Consider the following 14,455-nt stretch of genomic DNA (forward strand, 5'->3'; position numbering starts at 1 on the left):
ATAATGCAAAGATTAGAAAGGGAAAAGTTAAAACGTTTGGAAAAGCGTAGGTTGAAGGGAATTCGTTTACTTGAGAAGGGCTATACATGTTATAGAGTAAGCAAAGAGCTTGGAGTCAGTAAGCAATCGGTAATGCGTTGGCGAGATAAATATGAATCGGAAGGAATCGAAGGAGTAAAATGGAATGGCCAACGAGGTCGACCGACCAAGTTGAGCATTTCAGAGAAGAAAGAATTAAAAAGAATCATCTTGAAAGGTCCGATAAGTAACGGTTATCCGAATGAACTTTGGTCAACGTATCGCGTATTGGAAATCATACGAAAAAAATTCGGAGTAACGTATCATCAAGATTATGTGGGAACTCTCTTGCATCAATTAGGGTTTTCGTATCAAAAACCAAAAAGAAGAGCGTTGGAAAGAGATGAAAATGCAATTGAAACTTGGAAAACGAAAACTTGGCCCGGTATAAAAAAAAGCAGAGAATGAAGGGTTTAAGGTCATATTTTTAGATGAAAGCGGAATCAGCCAGAATCCATATACGGTAAAAACTTGGAGCTTAATCGGAAAGACACCGATCCTTCGTCACAAGATGTCTTGGAAAAAGTTATCAGTAATAGGCGCTATTTCTAAAAAAGATTTTTACTTCCAGATCATAAGAGGCTCTGTTAAAAGCCGGGATCTTATTTATTTTTTAAAGATACTTCTAAAGGAAAATCGCAAAAAAATTTTAATAGTCTGGGATAATCTATCTGCCCATAAAAGCAAAGCAATGAATGAATTTTTAAAAGAGAATGAGAAAAGGCTTCGAGTGGAATTTTTGCCTCCTTATGCTCCGGAATTAAATCCGCAAGAATATATCTGGTGTCGTTGGAAGAAAAACTATATGGCTAATTTTTGTCCGGAGAATCTTAGCCAATTGATTCAAAGAACTAAATCTACTTTAGGAATATTGAAATCAGATACCTTCAGTTTCGATAGTTATTGGAGACAAGCTGGTATTTAGGTACCATTTTTATAGGGATCAGTAATATAAAAATTTCAAATCTAAAACGCATAAAATTTCTCACTCTAAATCCACAAATTGCGCGTATATCCATCCATTCATTTTGTGTATATCGCCATAACAATTTATGTTCGTTTCAACGTAATACCAAGGACTGTTCCAATTTTCAATTTTACTAATTTTCTCAGTCTTTCCAATGACTCTGATTTTAAACCCTTTTGGCAATCGAACTTGTTTAGGAAATTTTGATATGTCTTCTAAACATTCTTCGGGAGCAAGGCTGTTAAAAGGAATTTCTTTAGAATTAAGTTCCGGCTTTGAACGAAAAAAAGAATCAAAATTAACTTTTCCAAGTTTATTTCCCATCGTCAGAATTTTTTCACTTTCAATGGAAATTAGGGTTCCTACAGGTTTAATCGATTTTTGATTATAAATCCTTACCGGTTTTTCAGATAGAATTGACCGCGAACATTCGATGTATTGTTGTGGTAAGTAGTCGTTTTCTTCATATCCAAATGTACAATTAAATTCATGTTCAAAATTTTCTTCTCCATAGGTTTCTTTAAATTGAAGATTGAGTATTCCATTTTTAACGGAATAAACCCCTTTTCCGTTACGAATAGGTTCGGATTCTTCATGATAAGAAATACTATTTTCAGAGAGAAATTTTACATTAATTCCATTCGGGCTATCCCATTGATCTATACTTACTAGTATTTGATTCTTTTCCAAATCTGTAACGGGCCAATTAAAGTCTATTACAGAATTAGAATCTTTCTTACAAGATCCTAAGACTAAAATGATAATGTAAAATACGGAAAAAATTATTCTGGTCATCTTTGAGTCCAACTGATGTTAAATGATTAGAATTTTAGCATCGAGGTATTCAGCTTCGCTTCAAGTTTAATTATTGATAAAAAGTATTTTTATCAATAACAAATAATGGTTGTATTTAATTTTATACCAAAATAGTTAACTTATATGATTCGTAGCATTTATCGTTATTTCTCATACCGCTCGTTTTCGTTCTATTTCAGAGGCGGAACAAAAGAAACTCATTGGGAATTCATAAAGATCCGACCTACAAAAGCAAAAGTGCAAAAAGATTATAGGGTTAGGCACTAAGGTCGTATGAAATTTGTAAATATAGTCACCTCACTATTCTTAATTATGATCTCCATAAATTGTAAGTATGCTTTCGAAGAACGAGGATACGTAATTGCTAATAGCGGACTTTCGTTTAGGCAGTCTCCAAAAGCTGATTCTCTTCGACTTAATATTATTCCCAGAGACGAATTTTTCTTAATTCTTGATAAGGAAGGTCCAGAGGATACGATTGAAGGAACTACAAAGCGTTGGTGGAAAGTAAATTATAACGATCAAATAGGTTGGATATTTAGCGGTTTTGCCGCCATTTATGATCCAAGCTTTTATGATGTGAAGAAATCTTTATATAAAGGGGATCTTAGTATAAAAGTTGAATTTTATAATGAGTTGAAAACATTCTTTTCAAAAAAGGCGGAGAATCACTGCCAATTGAATTTCGTATCGAATGATTTTCCAAGTGGTGATGGCGATGAGACATTTGATGAGGTTTATACAATTGAAATTAATACAAAAATCGATTCAATGGTTGTTTTAAGTAAATATAATTCTTTTAGCGTAAGAATAACCAATTTAGAACATTATAAAGATGAAATTGTAATCTCGTATGTAAATAGCGATCAACGCGTCGGTAATTCTATATCAACAATAGCGTGGGTCTTAGATAAAGATAAGAAAACATTCTTTAATCGAGAACAACTTGGTAAAGGAACATGGTGGACCAATCTTATTTATCGACCTAATGATGAAAAAAGTTATATTTGCAACTCACATTTAAAATCTTGGCTATATCCGTTTCTCCAATAAATTCACAGCATCTAACTGCAACTCTCGTGTGGCCTTCGACATATTTCACGTTGTTATTCCTCTTGCCGAACAGGACTCATGTCAAGTGTAACAGTTAGAAGTTGATCTTACACTCCTAAAATAAATAACGTGAGTTCGGTATAACAAATGCGAAAGCGATTGTAGTGGAAATTCCGAAGGAATTGAAACGAAAAGCGCGGTCGCGAGCGATTCGCCCAGATTTTCTTAGGCCGAACTCACGTTAAATAAGTAGAAACAGATGACAACAGCACAAAAGATAATCAAAAACAAGGTTGGTCTTTTGATGTTAGCAGAGACTAAGGATTTGGATCAGTGGATCGATTCGTATAACAACGAACACATCAAGGCAAGTATTGTTTTGGGAAAACTCAGATGCAGACTTTCCTTGACACGAAGGAATTAGCTAAGAATAAGTATCTCGACAACTTACAGTTTTCCTAAACAACATCAACGGAGTGTAAGATCTTATCTTGGCTATCACACTTAAATACAGAAGTGTTTTATACATCTTTAATTTTCCATTTACAATTCGTGAATTGAATCATAAAAGACCGTGGTCTTTTAACTCTTGCTCGGTAAGTCCGGTTATCCGAAGAACTACATTTAATTCGAATCCTTCTTTGAACATTTTTTTGGCATCTTCGATTTTACCTTCGATTTTACCTTCTTTTCTTAATTTCTCGGCTGTTGTCATAATCAAATCCTCGTATTCCCTATTAAACCTAGAATAACTGAGTAAACTTGTGATTTCAGTTGGTTTAAGTTCTCTTACATTAAATATATACAAAAACAGTTTTTGGAAAATTTCAACCCTTTTCGATTCGTTTTTTAGACTTGTTAAGAGTTCAAATATTTCTCCTAAATGAACTAAAAATGAAGCATCACCTTCCCATATTTTTTGAACCACTCCTAAAATGACTCTTAGAGTTATACTCTCTAATCGGTTTAGATCCACTTTTGACAAATCAAATAATTCTAATTCAAAATCAGGAATGTATTTCTTAAATACTTCCTCCTCTTTTTGGGAGAGTATAAATCTATCTTGAAAACTATTTCCTAAAGTCCAAGACCTTTCACCGTGATAGAATACAAATGGAATCACGACTGAATATCTTTTATCCGTCTTAAACTGAGATTTGTAGATTGCGGATATATATCCTAACAGTTGGCTAAAGACTGCTTCATCCAAATAACTTTTATGTTCAAATAATAAATAGACGTTTGCTTTTTTCCCGGATTTCAGTGGAATCTGAAAAAGTAGATCGGTTTGTTCTTCTTTTAAATTTTCAGAGATAAAACTAGATTGTGTAAGTTCTAAACGTTCTAAGTCCAAAAGTTCGATTACTTTTTCGGGCAAACTATTTTTAAAAAAGGAAATCGCATCCTCTTTATCCTGTAGAGTTTCCCGGATTAAACGGTCATGTGGGTTTGTCATATCAGACATGTAATTTTAAATAATGGAAATTACTTCTATTTGTAAAGATTCATTTTCTTTTTTATGAATTAGTTCTTTGATTTAATCCAGTGTGGTCTAGTCACGAAAAAGTGTACACCTTTTTTGCCAAGAATAGAGGTAAAAGGTGAGAATGAAAGGAAGAAGAAAATATTCCCCTGAGTTTCGTGAACAAGCGGTAAACCGAACGTTAATCGGATCGTTTACAATAAAAGAAGTAGCGAATTCATTAGGAGTTAGTTACTTTATATTGAGACAATGGAGGGCGGAACACTTGAAAAAGAAGGAAGCAGAGCTACCGCTTACAGATAAACAACTGAAGGAAAGCGAAGAATTGAAACGGCTTCGTAAAGAGAATGTGAGATTAAAGGATGAGAATGCGATTTTAAAAAAGTTTGCCACCATGCTTTCTCGCGAACAGAATCCCGATTGAAGTTCATGGAATCGAATTGCTTAGAGCATACGATAGAGAGCATGGCAAGAGTTTTAGGTGTTTCTCGATCAGGATATTAAAAATATTTAAAGCGTAATAAGGCTGAGGTAGATATCTCTGAACTTACGAACTTTCTGCAAGAGAAGTGGCTCAAGAGTCGCAAGAATTACGGTTTTAAACGCCTCTTTCAGGAAGTGAAAAATTCGAATCTTCCCTATGGAGCGAGGAAGGTTCGAAAAGCGATGAAACTTTGTAAAATCAGCGGAAAACAGAGCAAACGGTTTATACCTTTGACAACGGATTCAAAACATGGCGGTAGAACCGCTCCCGATTTGGTTCAAAGAAAATTTCATCCGAAGATTCAAAACCGTATCTGGGTGTCCGACGTTACATTCATTCGGACCGCATTTGGTTGGAGTTATCTTTGTGTGATTCTGGATTTGTATTCACGCAAGGCAGTGGGTTGGTCTCTTTCCAATCGCAATGATTCCCGGTTGGTGTGTGATACGGTATCAAAAGCGGTTTTGTCAAGAAACCCTCGGAAAGGATTGATCTTTCATTCGGATCGTGGTTCTAATTTCTGTTCTAAAGAAACACGCAGACTACTGATTGCCAACGGTATAAGGAGAAGCAACAGCAGAAAAGGAAATTGTTGGGACAACGCAGTGGCTGAGTCTTTCTTTAGTTCTCTAAAGAGAGAAATCGAATTCAATACATTCTTTAATATTGAAGAAGCCGAGCGCTTTTTATTCGATTTTATCGAAGTGTATTACAACAGATCCAGATCTCATTCTACATTAGGTTATATGAGCCCGGAAGAATTTGAGAGAAATATCGCTTAAAAGACTGTCCACTTTTATGTGACTACCTTAGTATGCGGTTTTACCATACGGAAGATCCGAAAAAATCAAATGAACCGATTTGTCTTTAATTTTAGGAAGAACTTTAAAACAATCAATTTACCTTTCAATTCCTTCCGTGCTAAAGCGAATCTATAATAAGCTGTCTCTGAGCATGAAGATATATTTGGCTGAATTGGGAAGGCCCGCTTTGTTCGATGTGCTAACGGATCTATTTGCGCCAGCGCCTTCCGAATCCATCGATAGTGTCGCCGAGCAGGAGCGATTTTATAAGGCTTGTGGGCGGATTTCTTTCGTTCCTAAAAAGGCGCCGTGACCTTCACATCCATGCAGCGATAAGTAGGTACGAAACGGAGAAATAAGATTGACAAACATACAATCTTTGTATATAATAATAACTTATGAATCAAACTGTTAATATCTCCTTCGAAAAGGCACTTTTAAAAGAAATTGATAAAATTGCAAAAAGAGAACACAGGTCTCGATCAGAATTGATTCGTGAAGCTGCGCGTGCATATATTGAGAAAAGAACTAGATGGCAAGCTATCTTTGATTTCACTTCAAAAGCTATTGATCAAAGGGCCTTTTCTGAAAAGGACGTTTTTAATGAAATTAAATCCGTTAGAAATAAAAGAAGCGCTTCTTACTGATCTCTTGTAAAATAGAATACCTTTAATTTGAGTATAAATCCGCGTTTAGACACTCTATTATATAGAGATGAGTAATGTTGAAGGCATTATTAGATACTAATATTTACATCTCTGCTATTTTATTTAAAGGAAAACCTAGGCTCGTTTTCCAAGATTTAATTGATGAGGTTTTTACGGGATATATTTCGAAAGAAATATTAGATGAAATAGAATCCACTCTTTCTAAGCCAAAATTTAAGTTAGATAATAATTTCATTCAGATTGTCTTATCCGAAATCAGAGATATTACAACATTTGTTAAAAATAAACCTATTCAAGATTATTTAGAGTTAAGAGATAGAGATGATTACCACATTTTGGAATCTGCTTTTGCAGCTGAAGTGGATTACTTAATAACTGGAGATAAAGATTTATTGACTCTCCAGAAAATTAAGAATTTTAGCATCGTCACTCCCGATGAATATCTAAGTCTTAAAAAAAGACGCGAAATTTAATTCAGCGTCGGCCCCTACAAGAAGTTTTGGGACAGTTCTAAGTTTTTACGACGTCCCGTGAACTGAAGCGGCTAGCAAGTCTAAACGCCCTTGTTCTTTAAATGGATGACAGTTTCCGCATCTAGTGCCTTGGCAAGGCGATTAATAAAAGAAAGAGATAAATTACTATAATTCCCAGATTCAATTCTTGCAATTGCAGGTTGGGAAGTGCCAATTTTTTCCGCTAAATCTTTCTGAGTTAAGTTTCTCTTTTTTCTAAGTTTAATTATCTCTTTAGCAAGAGTAAATTCATTAGAAAGGGCATCATACTCTTTCTTAAAATCTTCCTTTTTTAGTTCTTTATTCAAAAGTGAATTAAAATCTTTAGTTTTAAGTTTCATACCTACTCTCCTTTATAAGTTTTCATTAATTTAAACGCTCGAACTAATTCATCTTTATCAGTTTTTTGTTCTTTCTTCACGAAACCAGAAGTTATTATAACAACCCGCTCCTTTTCAAAAAAGTAAAATAACCTAAAAATATTAGAACCTTGTTTAATTCTTAGTTCAAATAATCCAGAATAGCCTTTAATCTTTTTAGAAAAAGGTTCTCGGAGTTCAGGCCCAAACTCTGCTAATAATTCAATAGTCCTGAATGCTTTTGCTTTAAGTTTATTTTCCAGTTTTAGAAGAAAATCTTCCGCCGGTTTCAATAACTGAATTTTAAACTTCACAATACTAATATATCAAATATGGTATAATTTGTCAATTTTTGATTAAAATCTTTTTAAGCTATCTATAAGTCTTTTTCTTTAAGAGATTTATAAGAATAAAAATGATATTTTTACTACTCGGACGTATGAAAATGATACCAAAAATTAACGGACGGTTTTTGCAAAGAAATAGAAGCGTTCACAAAATTGCCCCAAATCCAGAATTGTTAACTTTTTTGAAGAAGATCGAACATTCTAACTTTTGAAACAAACTTATTACAGTAGTCTTTTCATACGACCGAACAGTAAATAAAGGAATTGATTCAACGTTATCAGGAGAATTCAAGTTTCTCAACACAATGAGACTTGAAAAAAATTCCGACTCAACCCACAAAAGTAAGACGACGATTTCGGTAGGAACCTTTTACGTTTTTCCTTTTCAGGTTTTGAGACAAATTACTTCCTACCCTACTCCCAGAACATTCAAAAATCAAAATAGTCACAAATTTAAGAATTTTAAAAAGATGTAATATTCCTCGAATTTCCACATTGGCCTGTTTTGGCTCTTTTTGTCCTGTTACCTCTCCAAAGACAGATTACCCTAAAACCGAATGCTTTTTGTTTCTGTTGCAATATTTTTCGATATAATCAAACAGAAAATATTGTGTTTAATTTCCTTCTGTAAACCTCCTCTACTTTCAAAGTTTTAAAAAGCGATTCTAGGAAACTCAGGCGGAACGCGCGCTATGAATCGTGTCCCGGGAGCATTATCATAGCAGTTGTCTTTTCTACTCATACTCAGAATGAACTCATTTGCACTTAAGAATTTTCTAAAGTATTCGCTTGCATATTTCATTCCTCTATCGGAATAAAATATGCTTTCTTTTGGATATCCTCTGCGAGAAAGAACATTCCCAAAAGCTTTCAAGAGATGTCCCGTCTCCAATGTCGAACCTAATTCAAGACAGATAATTTCTTAATTGAATCGAACAAGTGCCAAAGCCTTGTAACTACTATCTAAAAAAGACCGTTTCTTCCCTCACTTTTCCTACAATTTCCTCACGAACCTTTGTCCAACCCGCGAAATCTCTCCAATTCTAAAAAGTGGCTTTCCCGTTCTCGACTGTTCACTGTCCTTAGATCATAGAAATTATTTATTTCTTTTTTATTTTAACATGTCCTACCTCCCCCACATCAAACACCTACTTACTTCCAAACCTCAAACTTTCAGAATTTTAGGGGTCGAAATTTGACCTGAAATTTCCTGAATATCGAATTTCTTTAAAAAATATGACTTTTTCAAATTGTCCTGTTTTGGCTCGTTTTTTCCTGAATAGGTATTCTTAAGAAGAGTCAGATTCTACAGCCTTCCTACAATTCCCTTGAAAAAAGAATCTGTTTTTTGAGACGAATCGAGTAAACATCTTACTGATTTAGATTTCTATTTTGTCAAACGGTCATAGAAGTGAGACAATTTATGTCGAGACTCATTCTAAGTTTTAGTCACTCCTCCTTTACTACTCATCTCTACATAATAGAGTATCCAAAATCCTGCGTCTAAACGCGAGATTTATGCTCAAATTAATAGTATTCTATTTCATAGGGATCAATAAAGTAAATTGATTCTGTTCGAGTAAAAAACTTTGATCACTCCGAAATATAGTTTTAGGAACTTTAGACAAAACCTGATCATTAACTAAAAACGGAACGGCTTAAAAAGCTATTGAACAATTCGTAATCGTTTCGATGGAAATTTGTATTTAGAACATTCTTTAGTTTATTAGAAGGCTTTTAAGTATTAACATTATGAGTTGTTTGATTTTGGAAGTTTAGGTAAAAAATTCTGATCTTTTTATAAACCCGCTTCTCTACTACGATTTCAAAAGGCTTGTATCTTTTTATTCCCAAAGAACATTACGGTTCAAAAATTCTTTTCGAGGCAAAAACCGTTTGATTTTTTTAAGTCCGAGCCTCTAAAAGATCCGAATTTATTTGTACATCATTAGAGTCTAACGTCCTTTTGGAAGTTTGGCCTACCCTACTCTAAAAAAACTTCGTATGGATCTTTGTTTGTAATTTTAATTCTTTTTTGATTCTATCCTCTTTCACTTTTTCTTTCTTTGGCATTTGTTTGAGTTCTTTCAAATAACCTTAAAATTGTTTCCGGACTTTCTAATTGATTGTACCAAGGCCAATTAATACTTTCCATTTTAACCCCCAGTTTCTTTAAGAAATTCCATTCAACCAGTGAACTCCTTTTCAATTCTCCTAAAACAGTTCGGTTTTGATATTTAAAACAAAAAAATCCTGAAAACGTAAATACCTTCCTGAGAAAAGAAACTCAGATAATCAAAAATGAAATATCGGAAAATAAGAGAAGTTTATCCTGATTTTGTAATCTTGATTTTATGAAACAGGGGTTTTACAAGTGAAAAACCCTGCAAAACCCCACTTTCAAGTTTTTAAAAAAGTAAAATATCGGAAACAATATAAGCCAAAAAACGGCTGCCTCTTTTCTGTTCATTACAAAAGGAATTCAGAGCGCAAAAAGACGATAGTCTATAAAATTGTAAACGAATAACAAGAAAATCAACAGAAGGAACTAAGAGGCCGTCTCAAAACCTTAAAAAGACATCTCTAAACGATCCGGCAAGTTTCTAAAAAGACGTGGGAGTTCTCACAGATTACATCGTATTGCCGGTTTTCTTGTCGTTTAAGATTGTAGTAGTTCCACATTTTAATGTTTTGAGACGGGTTCTAAAGTGAAAAGGAAAGTATATGATGTAGGAATGGTAAATCCCTGCTTTACCAGATCGTTCTTGAATTCTAGCAAAAGATAGTATTTCCACGACAGTTCAATGGATAAATTCGGAAATATTCAATTTCAGCCAAACGAATTAGGTTTCATGGAGTTCTTTCAAAAACAAGAGAAAAGTAGGCATTTCCCCCTCTAAAAATATATCGTTTTTAACTTTGTAAATGAATTCAGAATTACTCTATACTTTGAATCATACATTTCCAATTCATAAATTGGAAATTAGATCACAAAAGGGAAAAATTCTTTTTAAACAAAAACGTCATTTACCCAGAATAGCTAATACTACCGCATTTCGTAATTTCACTGTTATATATTGAATTGTTCTTAGTCCGAATCGATTCACAAAAGTGCAGCAGTCCTCAAAAATTAAGTCAAATCGGGAATTCCCGACTCTTTAGAGGAATATTCCAGCATTCTAATTTTCGAAATAAGTTTATCACAGTATTCTACTCATGCGTCCGAGTAGTAAGGGTTCTTTGAGAATCGAACCTTGTTCTTTCTCGTACGAAATCGGTTCTAGTACACTTTGGTTGGTTAAATTTAAACGGCTCATGCGACACTTTCCTGCGAATTTTCTTTCCCATTTTCAATTGTAGTCTTTTTAATTTCTGAGTTTTGAATAAGACCCGGATATATTTCGTTTACGAATTTTTCGAAAAGGATCTTCTTCGTTCCTTCGTATTTTAGAGGATCTGAGTTTTGTTCGTAATATTCTAATTGGGGTTTGAGTAACTTAGTTTTACCCCATACTAAAAAACATTTGTAGGGATCTAAGTCCTTTATCTCTATTGGCTTGTCTGGCATCGGTTTTCTCTCATTGAATTTGGATAGATTTTGTTTTTCAGTTCGCATTGTATTTTTTTCAGCTCGTCTTTCATTTCTTACAAATAACCTGGACCAAAACTTAGATACGGACTCGGGACTTACCGACTGTTCATACCAAAACTTGGAATCTTGTTTTCTCAGTTGGATGAGTATCTTGATCTTACTTTCGATAACGTTCCATTCTCCTTTAGAAAATTCAAAGAGTAAGTTGAGTGCTTTTAGTTCCGAGGCCGGTTGTCCCATTGCGTTTCCGTGTTCCTGTAAATAGTAGTCTTGGAAGTTAATTAGCCAAGCAGCCGGGAATTGAAATCGCGGCTTCTCTTTTTGTTTGTGCTGATCTTGATTGTGTTCTTCTCTGCGCGCTTGTGCGGGCGGGCGGTACTCTCTAGAAGCTTTTAGTATTTGTGAAGAGAGTACTTGTTTTGATAGTCTTTGGTATATAGTATTTGGTAGGGGTTGATTTTCCGGGCTTGGATTTACCGCGACTGGATTTTCCAGGTGCGGGTTTTCCTGTAGTGGTAAATCCGGTCCTGGATTTTCCACTACAGGACTTTTTATTTCTTCTTCTGCAAAAAGTTCCCCTTGTTTCAATTCCTCCTTTTTAGAACGGTTCGGTATAGACTCAACGTCTGGCTTTTGAGATTCTTCGAAAAAATACCATCCCGATTCAAATTTACCGGTTACAGTATTTCGAGTTTTTCGGTACTCCGCATAGCCAAACGCAACTAACTCCTTAAACCCGGATGAGATACTTGACTCTTTGTCGGATTTCAGTCTAGTCATCCCTTTTACGGACATCCTCCAGTTATCCGGGTAACGTAAGGCTAATAAAAGGATCGCCGTTGCCTTCAGGCTTAAGCGTCTGTCGTCTATAAAATGATTTTTGACTACGGTAAAGTTTCGGTCTTTTGGTACCCGATATACTCTTTGATTCTCATTCATATATCGTTCTCTTATTTTGAGTTGTTCTGAAGTGAGTATAGATGTTTCTGAAAAGTAAGCGGGAAAAACGGGATGTCTAATCCCCGTTTCCCTTCTTGTTCCCACTTCGTTTCGATATAGTCGAGAACTCTCTCGACCTCAGTTACGGAATGCGAATAGTAAAATAGATTCCCTCTATCTAAGAAACTAAGGCCTAACTCCCCTACTCCGATTCGGATTTCAAAGTCGGGTATTTTTAAGTTTTTGTACAATCCGAGATCTGTAGGTTGCATCCGAAAACCCTTCTTATATAGCAGGATTTCGATTCTTGCTTTATTTCGAATCCGTAACCGGTCTACTAGATCCGGATTGTTTGCCTCAATTGGTTCCAACTATTTTTCCTTTTTAGTGATTTCTGTTTTTGCATTTTTGTAGATGGGCTTTACTTCTTTATCACACGATCGATTTTTCGATCTTATCTTGAATGACCCATTTCTGTTCCGACTCTGTTTTGTTCGGATCTTTACAGTGAGTTATCTCTGAATACCCGAACAAATTCAGATTGTTTAAAATCTCATTCGTCTCGTTTGCGGTATTCCCAGTGTATTGAGAAAGTTCATTTACGGAATAATTTGCCTGCGGCCTTAGATACAGTGCGTTGTAGAGCAGCCCCAGTTCGGCTGGCCCAAGCCTCTTATCATTCAAGAAAGCGCCGTCCACGCCAAACTGTTCGTTTATTTTATCTGTGTAGTAACTTCGAATCGCCCGGAGCTTTTTCATACGGCTACCTCCAATATTATATGGTTAAGGTGACTGTATGCTTTTGAGTGGCTAGGCTTCTTCGTCCAATGATATCGATAGAGAATTGATTCTAATCGAGCTTGTTTTGTAATTTCTATCCGAGTCATTTGTCTCGGAATTTCGTTTAAAGGTTCCAACTGATTTTTCCTAAATAAAATTATTCTGTTTTCGCATATTTCTTATTAATTTCTCTTAGAATCTGTCTTGGAGTCTGACGCTTAAATCGATATCGGTAAATTGAGAATCCGATATAGAACCCCAAAATGATTAAAATTGTTATTAAAAGTTCGTTCATCTTCCCCTACCCCTTTTCTTCTGCGGCAATATATCTCAAATGTTCTTCGATAACCCAATCGACGCACCATGCGCGAGAAGGGTGACCGTAAACTACCGCATCGCTCCTAGAGTCGTAGACTTCATAGTAGCGTGCGCCCTCCCCTATCGGGTTGATTTTTAAATAATTGATAGGGTCCATTGAGTCATTTTTTGTTTAATTTGGTTCCAAAACTGTCGCTTTGGGCACAATTAATTTATATTTTCCTAATATACTTCGTTTTTGTTTGTGCTAGTGTCTTTGAAAGTGGGCCCAAATTTATCGATTTGGTAGTTTTGTTTTTGATTTTTTTAGCTTTAATGGACTAATGTCTTTACGATTTCGTTTATATATTCGTTAGCTTGAATGGATAATTCACATGACTTTCTTCAGCTCGAGGTTACTCAATTCTGCCGTATGTTGTTTTTCGTTCTTTTTTCTCCTAAATAGGAGGCTATTTCATTTCTTTAGTCTTTTCCTGTGGTTAGCACAGGAATGCTCTATATTTGCCATAAATGGGAATGATTCCCATTTGTATACTTTAATTTAGGATTTTTTCCCAATTATGAAACAAAAAAAAGTTAAAAATATTACTCAGAAGTTTTTACTAATGGAGGAAGAACTTGACAAAACGCCAAAGGAAATCGCTGAAATTTTAGAGGTTGATTTGAGCACTTATTACAAATCAAAACGAGGAGACATCCCACTAAGCAGTCATTTCCTTGTCAAAGTTGAACACATTCTCGGATACAGTAGAGATTGGCTAGAATTCGGGAAAGGCAATCCGAAAGTTGAGGACTCTAAACCTCTATCCGAAATTGAATCTCATCTTTCCATTTTAAACAAGCTCAAAGCTTATGACCTCATCCCCATTTTAGAAATCCTTCCCCACAATCCAGTCGCAGAAGACAAAAGAGTCCTTTTGGATCTTTTAAATCTTTTTGCTCAAAAATTTAGGTAGGCAAATCTTATCTGCCCTTCCCTTTTTTTGTTTTTATCGGGTGAATTTTCTTTTATGAAATCTCCGTTTTTTGTTTGGATTCGGTAGGTTTTTTCTTTCCTTTTTATATTCTTCTATGGCCGATTACTTCTCTTGTTGTGGATGCTTCCTGGGCTAATGGAAAAAGAATTTTATTTGAAATATAAACTTTTCTTCCTTTACGCTGGTTTATTTATTCACTATAAATAACTAAACGCCCATTAAGAACAACAGGTTGCACTTTACAAAATTAATACTTTAAAAAAAATTTCTTTTCTACTT

12 protein-coding genes and 3 pseudogenes are annotated in these 14,455 nt (G+C 34.9%); 8 read left to right on the forward strand and 7 right to left on the reverse strand.

Annotation, left to right across the window (positions count from 1 at the left end; genetic code table 11):
- Positions 1-3 precede the first annotated feature (3 nt).
- Positions 4-1,003 (forward strand): annotated as a pseudogene (locus FHG67_RS21490) (IS630 family transposase).
- A gap of 60 nt (positions 1,004-1,063) precedes the next feature.
- Here FHG67_RS21490 and FHG67_RS21495 read toward each other — a convergent pair.
- The gene (locus FHG67_RS21495; protein ID WP_004497755.1) at positions 1,064-1,840 is read right to left on the reverse strand and encodes a hypothetical protein; all 777 of its coding nucleotides are present in this window, start codon (positions 1,838-1,840) and stop codon (positions 1,064-1,066) included.
- Between the two features lie 294 nt (positions 1,841-2,134).
- Here FHG67_RS21495 and FHG67_RS21500 point away from each other — a divergent pair, with 294 nt between their 5' ends.
- Complete coding sequence (locus FHG67_RS21500; RefSeq protein WP_004500517.1) at positions 2,135-2,914, forward strand: SH3 domain-containing protein; 780 nt, start codon at positions 2,135-2,137, stop codon at positions 2,912-2,914.
- A 322-nt stretch (positions 2,915-3,236) separates the two neighbouring features.
- Positions 3,237-3,376, forward strand: a pseudogene (locus FHG67_RS21505) (IS481 family transposase); the annotation flags it as partial.
- Between the two features lie 100 nt (positions 3,377-3,476).
- On the opposite strand, the gene FHG67_RS21510 reads toward FHG67_RS21505, so the two are convergent.
- Positions 3,477-4,379, reverse strand: a complete 903-nt coding sequence (locus FHG67_RS21510) for an Rpn family recombination-promoting nuclease/putative transposase (protein WP_036075317.1) — start codon at positions 4,377-4,379, stop codon at positions 3,477-3,479.
- Positions 4,380-4,521: 142 nt separating this feature from the next.
- Between FHG67_RS21510 and FHG67_RS21520 the strand changes: the two are divergent.
- The 4 genes and pseudogenes from FHG67_RS21520 (at position 4,522) to FHG67_RS21530 (ending at position 6,825) form a co-directional block, all read left to right on the forward strand.
- Positions 4,522-5,663: pseudogene (locus tag FHG67_RS21520) on the forward strand (IS3 family transposase).
- Between the two features lie 172 nt (positions 5,664-5,835).
- Positions 5,836-5,997 (forward strand): hypothetical protein, encoded by a 162-nt coding sequence (locus tag FHG67_RS21975; protein ID WP_155717596.1) that lies wholly within the window; start codon positions 5,836-5,838, stop codon positions 5,995-5,997.
- Between the two features lie 85 nt (positions 5,998-6,082).
- Complete coding sequence (locus FHG67_RS21525) at positions 6,083-6,331, forward strand: CopG family ribbon-helix-helix protein (RefSeq protein WP_016758963.1); 249 nt, start codon at positions 6,083-6,085, stop codon at positions 6,329-6,331.
- Between the two features lie 74 nt (positions 6,332-6,405).
- Positions 6,406-6,825: a putative toxin-antitoxin system toxin component, PIN family gene (locus tag FHG67_RS21530; protein ID WP_004500375.1), complete on the forward strand. Its 420-nt coding sequence runs from the start codon at positions 6,406-6,408 to the stop codon at positions 6,823-6,825.
- Positions 6,826-6,905: 80 nt separating this feature from the next.
- On the opposite strand, the gene FHG67_RS21535 is transcribed toward FHG67_RS21530, so the two are convergent.
- The 5 genes from FHG67_RS21535 to FHG67_RS21555 form a co-directional block, all read right to left on the reverse strand.
- Positions 6,906-7,205: a helix-turn-helix domain-containing protein gene (locus tag FHG67_RS21535; protein WP_004500367.1), complete on the reverse strand. Its 300-nt coding sequence runs from the start codon at positions 7,203-7,205 to the stop codon at positions 6,906-6,908.
- Positions 7,206-7,207: 2 nt separating this feature from the next.
- Positions 7,208-7,537, reverse strand: coding sequence for a type II toxin-antitoxin system RelE/ParE family toxin (locus FHG67_RS21540; RefSeq protein WP_170875531.1), 330 nt, complete (start codon positions 7,535-7,537; stop codon positions 7,208-7,210).
- A gap of 3,346 nt (positions 7,538-10,883) precedes the next feature.
- Positions 10,884-12,101 (reverse strand): helix-turn-helix domain-containing protein, encoded by a 1,218-nt coding sequence (locus FHG67_RS21545; protein ID WP_172616545.1) that lies wholly within the window; start codon positions 12,099-12,101, stop codon positions 10,884-10,886.
- Between the two features lie 11 nt (positions 12,102-12,112).
- On the reverse strand, positions 12,113-12,472 hold the full coding sequence (locus FHG67_RS21550; RefSeq protein ID WP_142499959.1) for a hypothetical protein: 360 nt from the start codon (positions 12,470-12,472) through the stop codon (positions 12,113-12,115).
- Between the two features lie 61 nt (positions 12,473-12,533).
- Positions 12,534-12,860, reverse strand: a complete 327-nt coding sequence (locus FHG67_RS21555; protein ID WP_004500358.1) for a hypothetical protein — start codon at positions 12,858-12,860, stop codon at positions 12,534-12,536.
- A gap of 899 nt (positions 12,861-13,759) precedes the next feature.
- Here FHG67_RS21555 and FHG67_RS21560 point away from each other — a divergent pair.
- On the forward strand, positions 13,760-14,155 hold the full coding sequence (locus tag FHG67_RS21560) for a helix-turn-helix domain-containing protein (protein WP_004501372.1): 396 nt from the start codon (positions 13,760-13,762) through the stop codon (positions 14,153-14,155).
- Positions 14,156-14,455: the final 300 nt, after the last annotated feature.

This window comes from Leptospira weilii (genome assembly GCF_006874765.1).
Lineage (GTDB): Bacteria > Spirochaetota > Leptospiria > Leptospirales > Leptospiraceae > Leptospira > Leptospira weilii.

Excerpts from the sequence above, each read along its gene's own strand:
- FHG67_RS21495 (WP_004497755.1), bottom strand. The coding sequence starts at position 1,840 with ATGACCAGAATAATTTTTTCCGTATTTTACATTATCATTTTAGTCTTA.
- FHG67_RS21500 (WP_004500517.1), top strand. The coding sequence starts at position 2,135 with ATGAAATTTGTAAATATAGTCACCTCACTATTCTTAATTATGATCTCC.
- FHG67_RS21510 (WP_036075317.1), bottom strand. The coding sequence starts at position 4,379 with ATGTCTGATATGACAAACCCACATGACCGTTTAATCCGGGAAACTCTA.
- FHG67_RS21975 (WP_155717596.1), top strand. The coding sequence starts at position 5,836 with ATGAAGATATATTTGGCTGAATTGGGAAGGCCCGCTTTGTTCGATGTG.
- FHG67_RS21525 (WP_016758963.1), top strand. The coding sequence starts at position 6,083 with ATGAATCAAACTGTTAATATCTCCTTCGAAAAGGCACTTTTAAAAGAA.
- FHG67_RS21530 (WP_004500375.1), top strand. The coding sequence starts at position 6,406 with ATGTTGAAGGCATTATTAGATACTAATATTTACATCTCTGCTATTTTA.
- FHG67_RS21535 (WP_004500367.1), bottom strand. The coding sequence starts at position 7,205 with ATGAAACTTAAAACTAAAGATTTTAATTCACTTTTGAATAAAGAACTA.
- FHG67_RS21545 (WP_172616545.1), bottom strand. The coding sequence starts at position 12,101 with ATGAATGAGAATCAAAGAGTATATCGGGTACCAAAAGACCGAAACTTT.
- FHG67_RS21555 (WP_004500358.1), bottom strand. The coding sequence starts at position 12,860 with ATGAAAAAGCTCCGGGCGATTCGAAGTTACTACACAGATAAAATAAAC.
- FHG67_RS21560 (WP_004501372.1), top strand. The coding sequence starts at position 13,760 with ATGAAACAAAAAAAAGTTAAAAATATTACTCAGAAGTTTTTACTAATG.